Below are 18191 nucleotides of genomic sequence, written 5' to 3'. Positions count from 1 at the left end.
GTCAGCCCTTCCGACCGGGGCCGGACACGACCTGCGTCACTGCCACCGACTTGAGCCCTTCGACGCCGAACTCGAGGCCGTAGCCCGAACTCTTCACCCCGCCGAACGGGACCATCGGATGCAGCCCGCCGTGCGAGTTGACCCACACGGTACCGGCCTGCATCCGCGAGGCGGCCTCACGCGCCGCCGCAGGGTCGCTCGACCAGACCGAGGCTCCGAGACCCACGTCGACCGCGTTCGCCCAGGCGAAGGCCTCGTCGACGTCGGAGTACCGGATCACGGGGAGCGCCGGACCGAACTGCTCCTCCTGCACGAGGGCGGCGTCGTTGTCGATGTCGGCGACGATGGTCGGGCGGTAGAAGAGCTCCCCCAGCTCCGGCGCCGCGTCGCCACCCGTCACGATGCGGGCGCCGCGGCTCTTCGCGTCGTCGACCAGCCGGGTGACGATGTCGAACTGCGCGCGGTTCTGCAGGGGTCCGAGGACGTTGTCCTCGTCGAGGCCGTTGCCCATCGGCACGGATCCCGCGATCTCGGCGAGCGCACCGACGACGTCGTCGTAGACGGAGTCGTGCACGTAGAGGCGCTTCATCGCCGCACACGTCTGGCCGGTGTTGATGAAGGCGCCCCAGAAGAGATCCTCGGCGATGGCGGCGGCATCCGTCCCCGGCAGGACGATGCCGGCGTCGTTGCCGCCGAGTTCGAGGGTGAGACGGGCGAGGTTCCCGGCGGAGCTCTCGATGATGCGTCGTCCGGTCGCGGTCGATCCGGTGAACATGATCTTGGCGACGTCGGGATGCGAGGCGAGCCGTGCGCCCACCTCGCGGTCTCCGGAGACGCCGATCAGCACATCGGCGGGAAGCACCTCGTTCATGACGGCGAGCATCGCGAGCACGCTGAGGGGCGTGTACTCGCTCGGCTTCGCGACGACCGTGTTGCCCATCCGGAGCGAGGGCCCGATCTGCCAGATGGTGATCATCAAGGGCCAGTTCCACGGACCGATCGCGCCCACCACGCCGGCGGCCTTGTAGACGAGCTCGGCATGGAGTGTCTCGTCGTCGACCAGCACCTGCGGTTCGATGACGATGCTCGCGTTGGTGCGCAGCCAGGCCGAGCAGGCGCCCAGCTCGAAGCGGGCGTTCGGGCCGTTCAGTGGCTTGCCCTGCTCGCGCGAGAGCAGGTGAGCCAGCGCCTCGGCGTTCGCGTCGATCGCATCGGCGGCCGCGAGCAGCAGCTCGCTGCGCCTCTCGTGGCCGAGCGCCTCCCAGGCGGGCTGCGCGGCCGCGGCACGCGCGACCGCGTCGTCGAGATCGGCGACGGCGTGCACCGGCGCGCGGCCGATGATCTCGCGGGTCGCCGCGTCGGGGATGTCGCGCCCCGCGCCCTCCGGCGCCTGGATGCGGTCGAGCAGCACGGCGGCTGCTGCGGCGGATTCGGACATCGGTGACTCTCCTTCGAGCGGGACGGGGCCGGCATCGGGGAGGCCGGTCGTCATCTCATTGTCGGATGCCGTTCGGCACGGCACTTGTCCGGGAGCGCGTCGTAGATGTCCGAGTGCGAAGGATGCCGCGGCTCAGCGCGTGCGCAGACCGTCGAGCGCTACGGTCAGCACGTCTCCGGCGAGCGCATCGGCGTCTTCGGCTCCGCCGGGCCGGTACCACTCGACGAGCGAGTTGACCATGCCGAAGAGCAGTCGCGTCGCGACCGAGGCGTCGACATCCGCTCGGACGGCACCGTCCTGCTGGGCGGCGCGGACGATGCGCGTGACCTCCTGGTCGAAGGCACGGCGTCGTTCGAGCGCCCGGCGTTCCACGTCGCTGTTGCCGCGGACGCGCAGCAGCAGGGTCACCGACGGCAGGTACGCGGCGAGCACACGGACCGCGCCCTGGAGCACGGCCGCCAGACGCTCGCTCGGCACGACCGTCCGAGTGTCGGCGAGCACGCCTTCGAGACCGTCCAGCGCTTCGCCGAGTGCCGTCTCGAGGATCTCCTCCTTCGAGGAGAAGTGGTGATAGAGAGCGGCCTTCGACAGTCCGAGCCGGGTGGCGAGGGCGGCGACCGAGGTGGCGTCGTAGCCGGATTCGTTGAAGACGGCGACAGCCGCGTCGAGCAGGCCGCGTCGGTCGTATCCCGGACGGCCGCGCCGGGCCGGTTCGGTCGCGCCGCTCTGACTCATCCCGTCAGTCTGGCAGGTTCGTCCGCCGTTCCCGTGGCAGCTGCGGCGGGTTCAGCGACCGTCGACCCGCCACAGGTGCCACGGGAGCGCGGGGTCAGCTCGGCCCGAAGTCCTCGAAGATCAGCGTCGTCCGTGTCGAGCGGATCGACGGGATCGCCTGGATGTCCTCCAGCACGATGCGACGGAGATCCCGCGCATCGTTGGCCCGCACGAGCAGGATGACGTCGAAGTCGCCGCCGACCAGCGCCATGTGCTCGATCTCGGGAATCGCGCGCAGGCGGTCGCGCACGTCCTGCCAGGTCGCCTGCTCGATCGCCAGCGTGACGTACGCGCTCGCGTGATGTCCCAGCAGCACCGGATCCGTGCGCACCGAGTAGCCGGTGATGACGCCGGCATCCGTGAGCCGCTTGATGCGCGCGTGGGCACCGGCGCGCGAGATGTGCACGGCCTCCGCGATCGCCGTCATCGACGACCGGGCATCCCGGCGGAGCTCTCCGAGGATCGCATGGTCGATGTCATCCAGCACGGTCATGGGAACCCCTTCGTTCGTCCATCGAATTCTGACACTTCGAACGTGGAATCGGCAATTTGCCATGCATCGTCCAGCTTTCACCGCAATCTCTTGGACGACTGAGTTCTGCGAGGCATGCTGGGCTCATCGAGTTCGGCAGTGGCGACGAACAGTTGGAGGCGACGGATGCAGCACACCGACATGCTCCCGCGTGACACCGCGGTGCAGCTGATCGACCAGAACGGCGCTCCCGTCGCCGACGAGCAGTACGCGCTCCCTGAGGCGGACGTGCTGCTGCGGGCCTACCGTGGCCTTGTCGAGGGACGACGGATCAATGATCAGGCCGGCGCCCTCGTGCGCCAGGGCCGTCTCGCCGTCTATCCGTCGTCGCATGGCCAGGAGGCCTGCCAGGTGGGCGCGTCCCTGGTTCTCGGCGACGCCGACTGGCTGTTTCCCACCTACCGTGACTCGGTCGCCGTCATCGCGCGCGGAGTCGAGCCCGCCGACGCGCTGGTCCTCCTCAAGGGCGACTGGCACTCCGGCTACGACGTGCGCGCGCACCGGGTCGCACCGCAGGCGACACCCCTCGCGACGCAGCTCCTGCACGCGGTCGGCTTCGCCCAGGCAGCGAAGCACCGCGGAGAGGACACGGTCGTCCTCGCCCTCTGCGGCGACGGCGCGACGAGCGAGGGCGACTTCCACGAGGCCATGAACTTCGCCGCCGTGTTCCACGTGCCTGTCGTCTTCTTCGTGCAGAACAACGAGTTCGCGATCTCCGTGCCCCTCTCCCGCCAGACCGCGGCCCCCTCTCTCGCCCACAAGGCGATCGGGTACGGGATGCCCGGGCAGCGGGTCGACGGCAACGACGTCGCCGCGGTCCTCGCCGTGCTCGGCGAGGCGGTCTCCCGTGCACGCGCCGGTGGCGGCCCCTCGCTTGTCGAGGCGCACACGTACCGGATGCAGGCGCACACGAACGCCGACGACGACACCCGCTACCGCGAGCGCGCCGAGGTGCAGGAGTGGGTCGCCCGCGATCCCCTGCTGCGCCTGCGGGCCCACCTGACGCAGACCGGCGCCCTCGATGCGGATGCCGAGGAGCGGTTCGCCGCGGGAGCCGAGGAGATCGCCGCCGCCATGCGGACGGCGCTGAACACGGATGCCGACCTCGACCCCGAGGACCTCTTCCGATTCGTGACCGAGAAGCGCTCGCCTCAGCTCGAGGAGCAGTGGCAGCTGCTGCGCGACGAGATCGACCGCTCGCAGCTGGAGACGGAGGGACAGCGATGACCATCGCCCACGACGACGTGCACACGGAGACCGCCGTGCCGCCCCGCGAGGTGACGACCATGAGCATGGCCGCCGCCCTCAACCGAGCTCTCGCCGACGCGATCGAGTCCGACCCCGAGGTGGTCGTCTTCGGCGAGGACGTCGGCGCTCTCGGCGGCGTCTTCCGCATCACCGACGGACTCACCGCGCGCTACGGCGAGGACCGGTGCTTCGACACGCCTCTCGCGGAGTCCGGCATCGTCGGCACCGCCGTCGGCATGGCCATGAACGGCATGCGTCCCGTGGTCGAGCTCCAGTTCGACGCGTTCGCCCTCCCCGCCTTCGAGCAGGTCGTGAGCCACGTCGCGAAGCTCGGCAACCGCACACGCGGAGGGATGCGGATGCCGCTGGTCATCCGCATCCCGTTCGGCGGCGGCATCGGCGGCGTGGAGCACCACTGCGACTCCTCGGAGGCGTACTACGCGCACACGCCCGGGCTCACCGTCGTGAGTCCCGCCACCCCGCAGGACGCCTACTCCCTGCTGCGTGCGGCGATCGCCTCCCCCGACCCCGTGATCTTCCTCGAGCCCAAGAAGCTGTACTGGAGCAAGGGCGAGGTCGACACGTCGATCACGGCGGAGATCGGCACCGCGCGCATCGCCCGCGAGGGCACCGACGTGACCCTCCTCGCCTACGGCGCCTCTGTGGCGCTCGCCCTGGAGGCCGCCGAGGTCGCCGCCGCGGAGGGCCGGAGCGTGCAGGTCGTCGACGTGCGCTCGCTCTCGCCCTTCGACGACGCGACCGTGACGGCCGCCGTGAAGTCGACGGGGCGTGCCGTGGTCATCGCCGAGGCTCCCGGCTATGCGTCGGTCGCCTCGGAGATCCAGGCCCGCGTCTTCGAGCGGTGCTTCGAGTTCCTCGAGGCGCCCGTGCGCCGCGTCACCGGCTTCGACGTGCCCTACGCACCGCCGAAGCTCGAGCACTGGTACCTGCCCGACGTCGACCGGGTTCTCGACGCGATGGACACGCTGCACTGGGACGAGGACGTATGAGCACCGAGCTGAAGAACGGCACCGCGCAGGTCTTCCGTCTCCCCGACCTCGGCGAGGGACTGACCGAGGCCGGACTCGTGCAGTGGCTCGTCTCGGTCGGCGACACGATCGTCACCGACCAGCCCATCGCCGAGGTCGAGACCGCGAAGAGCGTCGTCGAGCTGCCCTCGCCGTTCGCGGGTGTCGTGACCGCGCTGCACGGGGAGGCGGGTGACACGATCAATGTGGGAGCCCCGGTCCTCGAGGTCGCGGGAGCCCCGGAGCACTTGGAGACGGAGTCCGCGCCCGGCGCTGCCGTGGAGCAGGAGGCCTACCGCGAGGAGGAGCGCGCCGGCTCCGGCAACGTGCTCATCGGCTACGGCACCACGGAGCGCGCCGGATCCGGTCGTCGTCGCCGCCCCGCCGCGGTGCGTGCGAAGACTCCCGCAGATCTCGGAGAGACCTCCGTCTCGCGGACCGTCCCCGCGGAATCATCCGAGAAGCCGACGATCGTCCGAGAAGCGGATGCCGCGCGGCGTCGGCCGGTCGCCGTACGCTCTCCGCTCGTGCGGCGTCTCGCGCGTGATCTCGGCCTCGACGTGCACACGATCGCCGCGACCGGACCCGACGGCGCCGTGACGCGCGCCGACGTGCTCCGGGCCGCGGTGGACAGCGCCGTGGACGGCGCGGCCGCGCACCATCGCGAGACGAGCAGCGCAGCGGCTGTCACCGGGGAGACCGTCGACGGACTCGCGGTCCGGACGCGGGAGCGGATGTCGCCATTGCGCAAGGCCGTCAGCGCCAAGCTCAGCCGCAGCAGGGCGGAGATCCCGGAGGCGACGGTCTGGGTCGACGTCGACGCCACCGCCCTCTGGGACCTCCGCGCGCAGATGGCGCCCGAGGGCGGCAGGGCACCGTCGGTCACCGCCCTTCTCGCCCGCTTCGTGCTCCTCGCCCTCGAGGACTTCCCGATCCTCGCGTCGCGTCTCAGCGAGGACGCCGGCGAGCTGATCTCCTTCGACGGGGTGAACCTCGGCGTCGCCGCCGACACCGAGCGCGGGCTGATGGTCCCGGTGATCCCGGGCGCTCACAGCCTCACGGTCGAGCAGCTCGACGTGGCTCTGCGCGAGCTCGCCACCTCGGCCAGGGCCGGATCGCTGCCGCCGGAGCGCCTCCGCGGGTCGACGTTCACCCTCAACAACTACGGCGGGCTCGGCGTCGACGGGTCTGCCGCGATCATCAACCATCCGGATGTCGCCATCCTCGGCATCGGCCGCATCATCGAGCGCCCCTGGGTCGTGGACGGCGAGATCGTGGTGCGGCGCATCGCCCAGCTGTCGCTCGTGTTCGACCACCGCGTCTGCGACGGCGGGTACGCGGCCGGCTTCCTCCGGCGCGTGACCGAGCTCATCGAGCATCCGCTGCGCGCCTTCGGGAGGGTCTGATGACGGAGGCGTTCCTCGTCGGCGGTGTCCGCACACCGGTCGGACGCTACGGCGGAGCCCTCGCCGGGGTGCGACCCGACGACCTCGCCGCTCTCGTCGTGCGCGAGGCGGTCGTCAGGGCCGGAATCCCGGATGCCGCGATCGACGAGGTCATCCTGGGAGCGGCCAACCAGGCGGGCGAGGACAACCGGAATGTCGCGCGCATGGCCGTGCTGCTCGCGGGACTCCCCGACAGCATCCCCGGCATCACCGTGAACCGGCTCTGCGCATCCGGGATGTCGGCGATCGCGATGGCCGCACAGGCGATCCGTGCCGGCGACGCCGACCTCATCGTCGCGGGTGGTGTCGAATCCATGACCCGGGCGCCGTGGGTGCAGGCGAAACCCGAGCGCGCGTGGGCGAAGCCCGGTGAGGCGTTCGACACCTCGATCGGCTGGCGCTTCACGAACCCCCGTCTGGCCGCGCGTGACAAGGCGACGTTCTCGATGCCCGAGACCGCCGAGGAGGTGGCGCGCCGCGACGGCATCACCCGTGCGGATGCCGACGCCTTCGCCCTCCGCAGTCAGCAGCGCGCCGCCGCCGCGATCGACGCCGGTCGCTTCGCCGCCGAGATCGTCGCCGTGCCCACGCGGTCCGGCGATGTCACGGTCGACGAGGGCCCGCGTCGCGACACCAGCCTGGAGGCCCTGGCCGGGCTCCGACCGGTCGTCGCCGGAGGCGAGGTGGTCACCGCCGGGAACTCCAGCTCGCTCAACGACGGCTCCTCCGCGATCGTGGTCGCGAGCGCCGACGCCGTGCGACGCCATGGACTCGTGCCGCGTGCCCGCATCATCGCAGCGACCTCGGCGGCCCTCGCCCCCGAGATCATGGGCCTCGGACCGGTACCGGCCACCGAGAAGGCGCTCCAGCGCGCCGGACTCGAGATCTCCGACATCGGGGCCGTCGAGCTGAACGAGGCCTTCGCCACGCAGTCGCTCGCGTCGATGCGCCGACTCGGCCTGGACCCCGAGATCGTCAACCGGGACGGCGGCGCGATCGCCCTGGGGCACCCCCTCGGCTCGAGCGGATGCCGTCTCGTCGTGACCCTGCTCGGGCGCCTGGAGCGAGAAGGCGTCGAACGCGGTCTCGCCACGATGTGCGTCGGCGTGGGCCAGGGCTCCGCGATGATCGTGGAGCGCGTCTCATGACGCTGCAGGTCGAGGCGCGACCCGACCGCGTCATCGCCGTGCTGGATCGTCCGGAAAAGCGCAACGCGATCGACCAGGAGACCATCGACGCGCTGCACGACCTGTGCGCGTCGCTCGAAGAGCACCCGCGCACGCTCATCCTCACCGGCGCCGACGGCGTCTTCGCCGCCGGCGCCGACATCGCCCAGCTGCGCGAGCGCACGGCCGACGACGCCCGCCGCGGGATCAACGCGACCGCGTTCATCCGCATCAGGGAGCTGCCGATGCCGGTGATCGCCGCGATCGACGGCTATGCGCTGGGCGGCGGCGCCGAACTCGCCTACGCCGCCGACATCCGCATCGGCACGCCCGCGCTGCGGATCGGGAATCCGGAGACGGGGCTCGGGATCATGGCCGCGGCCGGCGCCACCTGGCGGCTGCCCGAGATCATCGGCGAGGCCAGGGCGAGCGAACTGCTCCTGACAGGTCGCACACTCGACGCCGAAGAGGCGCTCGCCTGGGGGCTCGTCTCGGCCCTGCACCCGGCCGAGGACCTGCTCAGCGCGGCGCACGCCCTCGCCGATCGGATCGCCGCGAATGACCCGCTCGCGACCCAGCACACCAAGAGGGCCCTGCGGACGCCGCGCGCCGAGCACCCCGCGATCGAGTTCGCGCTGCAGGCCGAGCTTTTCGAGTCCCCGGCGAAGCACCGTCGGATGACGGAGTTCCTCGAGAGGCGGGCACGTCGATGAGCGGGATCGACGCGCCGGCACACGTCGGAGTCCTCGGCGGAGGGCGCATGGGCGCCGGAATCGCCCATGCCTTCCTGCTCGCCGGATCCCGTGTGAGCGTGGTGGAGCGCGACAGGGTCAGTGCCGACGCCGCCGCCGAGCGCGTGCACGACAGCATCCGGCGCTCGGTCGATCGCGACCCGCTGCTCGACGGATCCGCGCTCCGTGCCCGCCTCGACTGCAGCACCGAGATCGCCGAATTCTCGGCGTGCGCGCTGGTCGTGGAAGCCGTTCCGGAGGACAGGGCGCTCAAGGAGGAGGCGCTGAGCCGCGCCGAGGCGGCGATGCACGACGACGCGATCCTCGCCTCGAACACCTCCTCGATCTCGATCGACGACCTCGCCACGGACCGCGCCCGTCCCGAGACCTTCCTCGGGCTGCACTTCTTCAATCCGGTGCCGGCCTCCGCCCTCGTCGAGATCGTCCGCGGCTCGGCCACGCGGTCCGACGTCGTCGAGACCGCTCGCACCTGGGTGCAGACGCTCGGCAAGTCGCCGATCGTGGTGCGCGACTCCCCCGGCTTCGCCTCCTCACGGCTCGGCGTGATGCTCGGTCTCGAGGCGATCCGGATGCTGGAGGAGGGCGTCGCGAGCGCCGCCGACATCGACGCGGCGATGACCCTCGGCTACCGGCATCCGACCGGCCCCCTGCGCACGACCGACATCGTCGGACTCGACGTGCGACTCGGGATCGCCGAGGAGCTCGCCGCGACGCTGGGCCCGCGCTTCGAACCGCCCGCGCTGCTGCGCGCGATGGTCGCCGACGGAAAGCTGGGCCGCAAGAGCGGCGAGGGCTTCTACAGATGGAACGAGGAGACGCGATGACCGACCACCTTCCGAGCTACGTCGAGGGATCCTGGTGGACGCCCCTCCGACAGGCTCAGGGACCCGTCGCCGGAACCGACGTGCGCGATGCGTCGACGGGCGAGATCGTGACCCGCGTGAGCACCGAGGGACTGGATCTCGCGGCGGCTCTCGAGCACGCCCGCACGGTCGGCCAGGCGAGCCTGGGCGCTCTCACGTTCCACCAGCGCGCCGTGCTGCTGAAGCAGTTCGCGCTCGCGCTGACCGAGCGCAAGGACGAGCTGTACGCGCTGTCCGCTCGCACCGGTGCCACCCGGACGGACTCCTGGGTCGACATCGACGGCGGGATCGGGGTCCTGTTCTCCTACTCGGGCAAGGGCCGCCGCGAGCTGCCGAACAGCACGGTGCACGTCGACGGCCCGGTCGAGCCGCTCTCGAAGGACGGCTCGTTCCTCGGTCGCCACGTCTACACGACCCTGCCGGGCGTCGCGGTGCAGATCAACGCCTTCAACTTCCCGGTGTGGGGGTCGCTCGAGAAGCTCGCCCCGGCCTTCCTCGCCGGCATGCCGACGCTGGTGAAGCCGGCGACGCCGACCGGGTACCTGGCCGAGGCGATGGTGCGGATCCTCGTCGAGTCCGGACTCCTGCCCGCGGGCTCGTTGCAGCTCGTCAGCGGCAGCGTCCCGACCCTGTTCGATCACCTGCGCCTCGGCGACATCGTCGGATTCACCGGCAGCGCATCGACGGCGGAGAGCCTCAAGGCGCACCCGGCCGTGCAGACGGGCGGTGTGCGGTTCACCGCCGAGACCGACTCGATCAACGCCTCGGTGCTCGGCACGGACGCCGTGGCCGGCACTGCGGAGTTCGACGCCTACGTGCGCCAGCTCGTGACGGAGATGACGACCAAGGCCGGTCAGAAGTGCACGGCGATCCGCCGGGCGATCGTGCCGACGGAGACCGCGGATGCCGTGATCGCGGCGGTCCAGGCTCGGATCGCCGAGAAGACGGTGCTGGGTGACCCGCGAGCCGACGGCGTCACGATGGGCCCGCTCGCCTCGCTCGCCCAGCGTGACGAGGTTCTGCGCCAGGTGAAGGTGCTGCAGGACGCCGGCGGGCGGCTCGTCGTCGGATCGACCGAGACTCCCGAGGTGCGTCTCGCCGACGGGACCACCGGTGCGGCGGCGGACGGCGCCTTCGTCTCCCCCGTCCTGCTGCGCTTCGACGATCCCGGGACCGATGCCGTGCACAGCGTGGAGGCCTTCGGCCCGGTGGCGTCGCTCCTGACCTACGACACGACGGCCGAGGCGGCGGCGCTCGTCGGACGGGGCGGCGGCTCGCTGGTCACCAGCATCGCGACGCACGATCCCGTGCAGGCCGTCGACCTCGCCACGCGCATCGCCCCCTTCAACGGCCGCATGCTGCTGCTCGACCGCGATGACGCCCGCTCGTCGACCGGTCACGGCTCGCCGCTCCCCAACCTCGTGCACGGTGGCCCAGGGCGGGCGGGCGGCGGCGAGGAGCTCGGCGGCATCCGCGCCGTCCTGCATCACATGCAGCGCACGGCCGTGCAGGGCTCGCCGCAGATGCTCACCGCGCTCACCGGCATCTGGCACGCCGGCGCCACTTCCCGCAGCGAGGGCCGGCATCCGTTCCGCAAATCGCTGGCCGAGCTGCGCATCGGCGATCAGGTCGTCTCGGCGTCTCGCGAGGTGACGCTGGCCGACATCGAGACCTTCGCGCGGTTCACGGGCGACACGTTCTACGCGCACATGGACGAGGATGCCGCGGCCGCCAACCCGTTCTTCCCCGGACGCGTCGCCCATGGGTATCTGCTCGTGTCCTGGGCGGCCGGGCTCTTCGTGGACCCGGAACCCGGTCCCGTGCTCGCGAACTACGGGCTGGAGAACCTGCGGTTCCTGACCCCGGTGTCTCCGGGCGACGAGATCCGGGTCGAGCTCACCGCGAAGCAGATCACTCCCCGCGAGACCGACGAGTACGGCGAGGTGCGCTGGGACGCCGTCATCCGCAACCAAGCCGACGAGACGGTGGCCACCTACGACGTGCTCACGCTCGTCAGCAAGGAGCCCGCTCCGGCGGCGGTCCCGGTATGAGGCCGATGATGCAGCGCGACCGGGCGTCTGCTGCGCTGGGCATGAGCGTGGACCGCGACGAACCCGGTGCCGCGGTCGTGTCGATGGTCGTGCGCGACGACATGCTGAACGGGTTCGCGATCACGCACGGCGGCCTCGTCTTCGCGCTCGCCGACACCGCGTTCGCCCTCGCGTGCAACGAGGACGAACGCGTGACCGTGGCGGCGGGCGCCGACATCACGTTCCTGAAGTCGACGCACGCCGGACAGACGCTGACCGCGACGGCGGTGCGCCGCGTCGTCAGCGGACGCACCGGCCTCTACGACGTCACGGTCACCGACGACACGGGTGACGTGGTCGCGGAGTTCCGCGGCCGCTCGGTCACGACGAGCCGCCGGATCGACTGAGCGTCCGTCACCCGAAGACGGGCTCGCGACGCGTCGTCGCGTCCTCCACGGTGATCCCGATGATGAGCGATCCGGCGTCGACGACGTCGCGGTCGGCATGGAATCGGAACAGGCGCCCGTCCCGCGTCGCGACGTCGTACCAGTCGTCGCCCGACGAGGCGACGGTGACGGTGGTGCCACCGGGGTAGGCGGCGATCGCCTCGGCGACCGTGTCGCCCACCCGCACGTCGCCCCGGGCCGGGAGAAACGCCCCCGACTGCGCGGCCTCGTCGAAGGTGCGGTCGTTGCCGACCGTGATCGACGTCACGACCGTGCCGCCCTCGTCCGGCTGGATCAGCATCGACGCGCTCGCGTCCTGGTTGACGACCCGCCACGGCCCCTGCTCGAAGGCGGGCTCGAGCGCCTGCGCCCCCGCCGCGGCCTTCACGGCGTCGTCGATCGGGTCCCCGAGACGGACGGGACCGACACCACCGACCGAGACCGCCCACTCGCTCCAGGGCGCGGAGGCATCGGAGGCGGGTTCCTCCTCCGTCGGCGGGTTCGCCGTGAGCTCGTCGATCAACGCCGCGTGGGCGTCTTCCGCGCGCCACAGGAGCAGCTCGGCGATGGCCTCCCCGTCGATCACCGTGTCGCCGACGACGGGCTGCCAGATCTGCACGAGAACGTTGCCGACGGAGGCGACAGCGGAGAACGTGCGGGCTCCGCCCTCGATCTCGGGGAAGGTCAGGACGCCGGCGTACGCCTGCGCGTTCTCCGAGGCGTCCGGGAGCACGGCGTCGAAGCTCGCCTCGCCGTTGTAGTCGAAGGTGCCGCACTGCTCCGCCGCGGAGCGGAGCTGGTCCATGCGCTTCGCCGCGTGGTCCTCATCGGCGAACTGCAGGACGGACAGGCTGCCGGCACCCCGCTGCGCGTCGTCCGGCACCTTCCACGAGACGGTGCGCGACCCCACGGTCCACAACGACTGCTCGGCGAACAGCGCCGCGCAGATCGCGGGTTCCGGGCTCGGGCCGCCCCCGTCGGAGATCTGCTGCAGGACCGACGACGACGCACCCACCTCGGTGCTTCCGGGCAGGAGCTCCGTGATCTCGTCGGGCGTGAGCAGCAGCATGTCGAGCTCGTCGCCCACGAAGACCGCCGGACCCGTGTACGGGGAGGCACCGGGCCCCTCCGATCCTGTGGGCTCCGGGCCCGTTCCCGGTTCCGGCGCGCACGCCGCGAGCAGAAGCAGAGAACCGGCGGCGATGACCCCGACCGCCGTCGTGAGTGAGCGTGAGCGCGACATATGACCCTCCGATGCAGAACCAAGCGTCGTCCGTCGACGCCCCCTGCGGCGAGCGTAGAGCCTGCGTGCGACGCGGCGGAGAATGCCGACCCATGTCGAGATCAGAATGATAAGAAACGCATGCCGCTGTGCGCATACACCCGCGCCTCGGGGCTCAGGACCGGAGCGCGACGCCGAGCTCGGAAGCCGCCGCCGCCCGGGCATCGGCGACGGTGGAGGCCGCGATCGCCGCGAGGGCCGCGCGTCGGCAGGCCGCCTCATCGACATCCGCGAGTGCGGCCGCGACCCTGCCGAGCGATCGGGAGGTCATCGACAGCGAGGTGACGCCGAGCCCGACCAGCACCGGTGCGAGCGCCGGATCCCCGCCGGCCTCGCCGCAGACTCCCACCGGCTTCCCGACCGCACGGCCCGCGTCACCCACGGCGCCGATCAGACGCAGGACGGCGGGCTGCCACGGATCGTTCAGATCGCCGAGCTCGCTGAGCAGACGATCCGCCGCCAGCGTGTACTGCGCCAGGTCGTTGGTGCCGAGGCTGACGAAGTCGACGACCTCGAAGAGCTCGCCGGCGAGCAGCGCGGCGGCCGGCGTCTCGATCATGATCCCGACGCGTGCGATCCCTGCCGACCGGCAGCGCTCTGCGAAGTCACGGGCCTCCTCGACCGTCGACACCATCGGGGCCATCACCTCGACCAACGCCGACTCCGCGTCGGCCGCGAGCGCGAGCGCCCGCAGCTGCTCGTCGAGGAGCTCCGGGGAACGACGGGCGATGCGGAGACCACGCACGCCCAGCGCCGGGTTCTCCTCGTGGTCGGCGTTCGCGAAGGGCAGCGGCTTGTCGCTGCCCGCGTCGAGCGTGCGCACCACGACCTTGCGTCCGGGGAACGCGGCCAGCACCCCGCGGTAGGCGGCGACCTGCTCCTCGATGCTCGGGGCATCCGCCCGGTCCAAGAAGCAGAACTCGGTGCGGAAGAGCCCGACGCCCTCCGCTCGGGCGGACGCGGCGGAGGCGGCATCCGCCCCTCCTCCGACATTCGCCAGCAGCGGGACGGGGTGTCCGTCGGCGAGCGCACCGGCGCCGTCGAAGGCGACGACGACGGCCGCCGCCCGTGCCTCGGCGATGCGCTCCTCGGGAGGATCCACCTCGACCGTGCCGTGGTCGCCGTCGACGAGCAGCAGAGCGCCCGCGACCACGCCCGTCGCACCGGCGACGCCGACGACCGCCGGCAGTCCGAGGGACCGCGCGATGATGGCGGTGTGCGAGGTCGGCCCGCCCTGCTCGGTGACCAGTCCGACGCACTGCCCGCCCTCGAGCGATGCGGTGTCGGCCGGGGCGAGATCCGTGGCGACCAGCACGAACGGCTCGTCGCGCTCCGGCACACCGGGCAGGTCGACCTCGAGGACCTCGGCGATGATCCGATCCCGCACGTCGCGGATGTCCGCGACTCGCTCCGCCATCCGGCCGCCGAGCGCGCGGAGGCCCTTCTCGTGGACCGCTGCGGCCTCCCACACCGCCCGCGCGGCGCTACGCCCCTTCGTCTGCACGAGAGCGGTCGCATCCGCGACGAGCTCCGGGTCTGAGGCGAGGAGCCGCGAGGCGTCGAGGATCGCCCTGGCCTCCCCCGTGGCCTGCGCCGTGCGGGAACGCAGCTGATCGGCGACGGCCACCGCTGCCCACTCGATCGCGGAGACCTCGTCAGCACGGTCCTCCGGGGCGATCACCGTCGCCGGATCGGGCTCAGGAAGCGGAGGGGCGAGATGCACCACGGGCGCCGCGACGCGCCCCGCGCTCACCCCGCGTCCGCGGAGAACGGCACCGGAGGCGATCTCGGCCGGAGCCGCGATCTTCGTCACGGGCGCGGCAGAGCTCTGCGGCGCGGCGGTGGGACGCCCAGCCGACGCGTGCTCGGTCCCCTCGCCGAATCCGTCGTCGAAGAGCGCGGCCACGCGGGCCAGTGCCGCCTCAGCGTCTGCTCCCCGGGCTGTCAGCTCCACCTCGTCTCCCTGGCGGGCTCCGAGGATCAGCAGTCGGGAGAGGCTCGCGGCAGACGCATCCGGTCCCTCCGGAAGGCGACGCAGCCGCACGTCCGAACCCGCGGCGGCTCGGGCGATCAGCGCCGCCGGGCGCGCGTGGATGCCGAGGGGGTTGCGTACCCGCACCCGAAGGACGTGCGCGTCGCCCGCGTCCGCGGTCGTTCGCGTCGAGGCGGTCTCCACAGCATCGGACTCCCCGGGGCTCCCGAGCTGCCCGGTCTTCGCGCCGAGGGCCGCACCGGCCTCCGCCGCCACATCGTCGAGCGAACCGCCCGCGGCCGCCGAGACCACCGCTGCCAAGAGCCCCTCCACGAAGGGAGCGGGGGCGAGGCGCACCGGCACGTCGCTCCCGCGCAGCTCGAGGGCGAGCTCCGCGCTCAGCACGGCGGATCCGAGATCCATGAGCACCAGCACCCCGTCGCAGTCGGCGGCCAGCTCATCGATCGCGCCCGCGACGGCGACGGCATCCGTTCCGAGGATCGGCGCCCCTTCGCCGTCGGTTCCTGCACCGGCGGCGACCTTCACCCGCACATCCCCGCCCTGCACCATCTGCAGGGCAAGCTCCAGCGCCGCCTCCCCGAGTCGTGCACTGTGGGAGACGGCCACGATCCCGATCATCAGGAGCTGCCGGAGATCGCCGCGGAGAGCGTGTCGAACAGGATGGCCGTCGAGGCGGCACCCGGGTCGAGGTGTCCGGCGCTGCGTTCGCCCAGATAGCTCGCCCGGCCCTTGCGGGCCACGAGCGGTTCGGTCGCGTCTCGTCCTGCGGCCGCGGCATCGGTGGCCCGCCGCGCCGCCGACGACAGATCGGCGCCTTCGGCGATCGCCGCATCGAGCGCGTCGACCGCGGGTGCCATGGCGTCGAACATCGTCTTGTCGCCGGCCTCGGCCTTGCCGCGGGCGACGATGCCCTCGAGTCCCGCGCGCAACGCGGATGCGAGGCCGGCGGCGTCGAGCTCGTCGACCGCGCCGGCCGTCATCCCCATGCGCAGGAAGAAGGTGCCGTAGAGCGGCCCGCTGGCGCCGCCGACCGAGCTCACGAGCGTCATGCCGACGCTCTTCAGCAGTTCGTCCGCCGTCGCGGGGGCTCCCGCGGCGAGCTTCTCCCCCACCGCGCTCATGCCGCGCGCCATGTTCGCGCCGTGGTCGGCGTCGCCGATCGCCGAGTCCAGCTCCGTGAGCCACTCGCGCTTCTCGGTCACCGCGTCGCGGAAGCGCGAGATCCAGTCGACCAGGGTGTCGGTTCCGATGGTCGCCATCACGCCCCCCACCGCAGACCAGGGGTGTTCACCGGGGCGTCCCACAGGCGCAGCAGCTCGTCGTCGACTTTGAGCACCGTGACGGAGCATCCGGCCATGTCGAGCGAGGTGATGTAGTTGCCGACGAGGTTCCGCACGATCTGCACGCCCGCCTTCTCGAGGAGCGCCGCGACCTCGGCGTACATCAGGTACAGCTCGATCTGCGGTGTCGCCCCCATCCCGTTGACCATCACGATCGCGGGTCCGGCGAAGTCGAGGTCGGCGAGGATCGGCTCGACGAGCTGACGGGCGATGTCGGATGCCGGAGCCAGCGGCTCACGGTGCCGACCCGGCTCGCCGTGGATGCCGATGCCGATCTCCATCTGGTCCTCGGGGAGGTCGAAGGTCGGCTTGCCGGCGGCCGGGACCGTGCAGCTCGTGAGCGCCATGCCCATCGAGCGCCCCTGGCCGTTGACGCGCTTCGCGAGTTCGACCACCGAGGCGAGGTCCTGGCCCTCCTCCGCGGCGGCACCGACGATCTTCTCCAGCAGCACGGTGAGGCCTACGCCGCGACGCCCCGCGGTGTAGAGCGAGTCCTGCACGGCCACGTCGTCGTCGACCACGACGCTGCCGACCTCGATGCCCTCCATCGACGCCAGTTCGGCCGCCATCTCGAAGTTGAGCACGTCGCCGGTGTAGTTCTTCACGATGTGCAGGACCCCGGCACCGCGGTCGACGGCCTTGGTCGCGGCCTGCACGCGGTCGGGCGTGGGCGAGGTGAAGACCTCTCCCGCCACGGCGGCGTCGAGCATGCCCTCGCCGACGAACCCGCCGTGCAGCGGTTCGTGTCCTGATCCGCCGCCGGACACGATGGCGACCTTGCCCTGCGCCTTGGGCGTCGCCCTCATGATGACGTGGGTCTCGAGATCGACCGACAGCTCCGGATGGGCCAGCGCCACGCCTCTGAGCGACTCGACGAGCACGTCTTCCGGGGCGTTGATGAGCTTCTTCACTGCGATCTCCTTTGATCTCTTTCGCGAAAATCGGAAAGCAATTCGTTAATGTCGAATATGCTCGGACCCGGTCGGGTTGTCAAGATCAATCCGGAAGACCAGCACGACGAGCCGGTTCGACGTCGAACCGGAAGAAGGGATGCCCCGTGATCCAGGCGATCGACCGTGCGGCGAAGATCCTCGAGCTGCTCCAGGGCGCGCGCCATCTGGGCATCACCGACCTCGCGGCGGCCCTCAGCCTTCCGCCCTCCACCGTGCACGGCATCGTGAAGTCGCTGCGCTCGCACGGCCTCGTCGCGAAGGAGCGCGGCGGACAGCGCTACATGCTGGGCCCCACTCTCCTGCGTCTCAGCAACGTCTACCTCGACACGCTCGACGTGCGCGCGCGGGCGATGCGCTGGACGCAGGAGCTCGCCCGCCGCACCAACCTCTCCGTACGGCTCGGCGCCCCGCACTTCACCGATGTGCTGGTCATCCACCACAACCTCCGCCCCGATGACAGTCAGCAGATGCTGGAGACGGGGGTCGCGATCCCGGCTCACGCCTCGGCGATGGGCAAGGTGCTGCTGGCCTACGACCTCGGGTTCCAGCGGAGCGTGTTCGAGCAGCCGCTGCGCAGCCTCACCGGCGACACGGTGACCGACATCGCACGGCTCACCCTGGAGCTTCCCGCGATCGCCGAGCGCGGGAACGCGGCAGAGTTCGATGAGGCGGTGCTCGGCGAGTCCTCGATCGCGGCCCCCATCGCGGATGCCTCGAACGACATCGTCGCAGCCGTGGCGGTGGTGATGCCGACCACGCAGACACCGCCCTCGGATGCCATCCTCGACGCGCTCCGCGAGACGGCGCGCAACATCTCGCGGGAACTCGGCGCGACGTCCTGGCCGCCGCGCGTCGCCCCCGCGGAGGACTGACCGCGCGAGGCCGTCAGCTGCGCAGGGCC

16 protein-coding genes are annotated in these 18191 nt (G+C 71.5%); 9 read left to right on the top strand and 7 right to left on the bottom strand.

Features of this window, described 5'->3' with window-relative positions; genetic code table 11:
* Position 1 precedes the first annotated feature (1 nt).
* The 3 genes from DC434_RS07840 to DC434_RS07830 all read right to left on the bottom strand — a co-directional run bounded on the left by DC434_RS07840 (position 2) and on the right by DC434_RS07830 (position 2705).
* Positions 2–1438, bottom strand: a complete 1437-nt coding sequence (locus DC434_RS07840; RefSeq protein WP_243408853.1) for an aldehyde dehydrogenase family protein — start codon at positions 1436–1438, stop codon at positions 2–4.
* Positions 1439–1570: 132 nt separating this feature from the next.
* Entirely contained in the window at positions 1571–2173 is a 603-nt protein-coding gene (locus DC434_RS07835) for a TetR/AcrR family transcriptional regulator (protein WP_116634701.1), read from the bottom strand.
* 94 nt (positions 2174–2267) lie between these two features.
* On the bottom strand, positions 2268–2705 hold the full coding sequence (locus tag DC434_RS07830; RefSeq protein ID WP_207769925.1) for an Lrp/AsnC family transcriptional regulator: 438 nt from the start codon (positions 2703–2705) through the stop codon (positions 2268–2270).
* Between the two features lie 165 nt (positions 2706–2870).
* Here DC434_RS07830 and DC434_RS07825 point away from each other — a divergent pair, with 165 nt between their 5' ends.
* The 8 genes from DC434_RS07825 to paaI are packed head-to-tail and all read left to right on the top strand — an operon-like array spanning position 2871 to position 11683.
* On the top strand, positions 2871–3971 hold the full coding sequence (locus tag DC434_RS07825) for a thiamine pyrophosphate-dependent enzyme (protein ID WP_116634700.1): 1101 nt from the start codon (positions 2871–2873) through the stop codon (positions 3969–3971).
* Positions 3968–5002 (top strand): alpha-ketoacid dehydrogenase subunit beta, encoded by a 1035-nt coding sequence (locus DC434_RS07820; RefSeq protein ID WP_207769924.1) that lies wholly within the window; start codon positions 3968–3970, stop codon positions 5000–5002. The genes DC434_RS07825 and DC434_RS07820 overlap by 4 nt, the downstream gene beginning before the upstream one ends.
* Complete coding sequence (locus tag DC434_RS07815) at positions 4999–6426, top strand: dihydrolipoamide acetyltransferase family protein (protein ID WP_116634699.1); 1428 nt, start codon at positions 4999–5001, stop codon at positions 6424–6426. The genes DC434_RS07820 and DC434_RS07815 overlap by 4 nt, the downstream gene beginning before the upstream one ends.
* Positions 6426–7613 (top strand): acetyl-CoA C-acyltransferase, encoded by a 1188-nt coding sequence (locus DC434_RS07810; RefSeq protein WP_116634698.1) that lies wholly within the window; start codon positions 6426–6428, stop codon positions 7611–7613. The genes DC434_RS07815 and DC434_RS07810 overlap by 1 nt, the downstream gene beginning before the upstream one ends.
* Positions 7610–8344, top strand: coding sequence for an enoyl-CoA hydratase/isomerase family protein (locus DC434_RS07805; protein ID WP_116634697.1), 735 nt, complete (start codon positions 7610–7612; stop codon positions 8342–8344). The genes DC434_RS07810 and DC434_RS07805 overlap by 4 nt, the downstream gene beginning before the upstream one ends.
* Positions 8341–9207, top strand: coding sequence for a 3-hydroxyacyl-CoA dehydrogenase family protein (locus DC434_RS07800; protein WP_116634696.1), 867 nt, complete (start codon positions 8341–8343; stop codon positions 9205–9207). Before DC434_RS07805 ends, DC434_RS07800 begins: the two co-directional genes overlap by 4 nt.
* Complete coding sequence (gene paaZ, locus DC434_RS07795) at positions 9204–11297, top strand: phenylacetic acid degradation bifunctional protein PaaZ (RefSeq protein ID WP_116634695.1); 2094 nt, start codon at positions 9204–9206, stop codon at positions 11295–11297. The genes DC434_RS07800 and paaZ overlap by 4 nt, the downstream gene beginning before the upstream one ends.
* Positions 11294–11683: a hydroxyphenylacetyl-CoA thioesterase PaaI gene (gene paaI, locus DC434_RS07790; protein ID WP_116634694.1), complete on the top strand. Its 390-nt coding sequence runs from the start codon at positions 11294–11296 to the stop codon at positions 11681–11683. Before paaZ ends, paaI begins: the two co-directional genes overlap by 4 nt.
* 7 nt (positions 11684–11690) lie before the next feature.
* Here the strand turns inward: paaI and DC434_RS07785 are convergent, their stop codons facing one another.
* The 4 genes from DC434_RS07785 to dhaK all read right to left on the bottom strand — a co-directional run bounded on the left by DC434_RS07785 (position 11691) and on the right by dhaK (position 17248).
* Positions 11691–12965: a sensor domain-containing protein gene (locus DC434_RS07785; RefSeq protein ID WP_165808024.1), complete on the bottom strand. Its 1275-nt coding sequence runs from the start codon at positions 12963–12965 to the stop codon at positions 11691–11693.
* Between the two features lie 154 nt (positions 12966–13119).
* Positions 13120–15603 (bottom strand): phosphoenolpyruvate--protein phosphotransferase, encoded by a 2484-nt coding sequence (gene ptsP, locus DC434_RS07780; protein WP_165808023.1) that lies wholly within the window; start codon positions 15601–15603, stop codon positions 13120–13122.
* Between the two features lie 11 nt (positions 15604–15614).
* Positions 15615–16256 (bottom strand): dihydroxyacetone kinase subunit DhaL, encoded by a 642-nt coding sequence (dhaL, locus tag DC434_RS07775; RefSeq protein WP_116634691.1) that lies wholly within the window; start codon positions 16254–16256, stop codon positions 15615–15617.
* Complete coding sequence (gene dhaK, locus DC434_RS07770; protein ID WP_116634690.1) at positions 16256–17248, bottom strand: dihydroxyacetone kinase subunit DhaK; 993 nt, start codon at positions 17246–17248, stop codon at positions 16256–16258. The genes dhaL and dhaK overlap by 1 nt, the downstream gene beginning before the upstream one ends.
* Before the next feature lie 146 nt (positions 17249–17394).
* Here dhaK and DC434_RS07765 point away from each other — a divergent pair, with 146 nt between their 5' ends.
* Positions 17395–18162 (top strand): IclR family transcriptional regulator, encoded by a 768-nt coding sequence (locus DC434_RS07765; protein ID WP_116634689.1) that lies wholly within the window; start codon positions 17395–17397, stop codon positions 18160–18162.
* Positions 18163–18191 lie beyond the last annotated feature (29 nt).

It is taken from the genome of Microbacterium sp. TPD7012 (assembly GCF_003075395.1).
In the GTDB taxonomy this organism is placed as follows: domain Bacteria; phylum Actinomycetota; class Actinomycetes; order Actinomycetales; family Microbacteriaceae; genus Microbacterium.
Note: the sequence above shows the minus strand (reverse complement) of the source record. Positions and strands in the feature narration are given on the sequence as shown.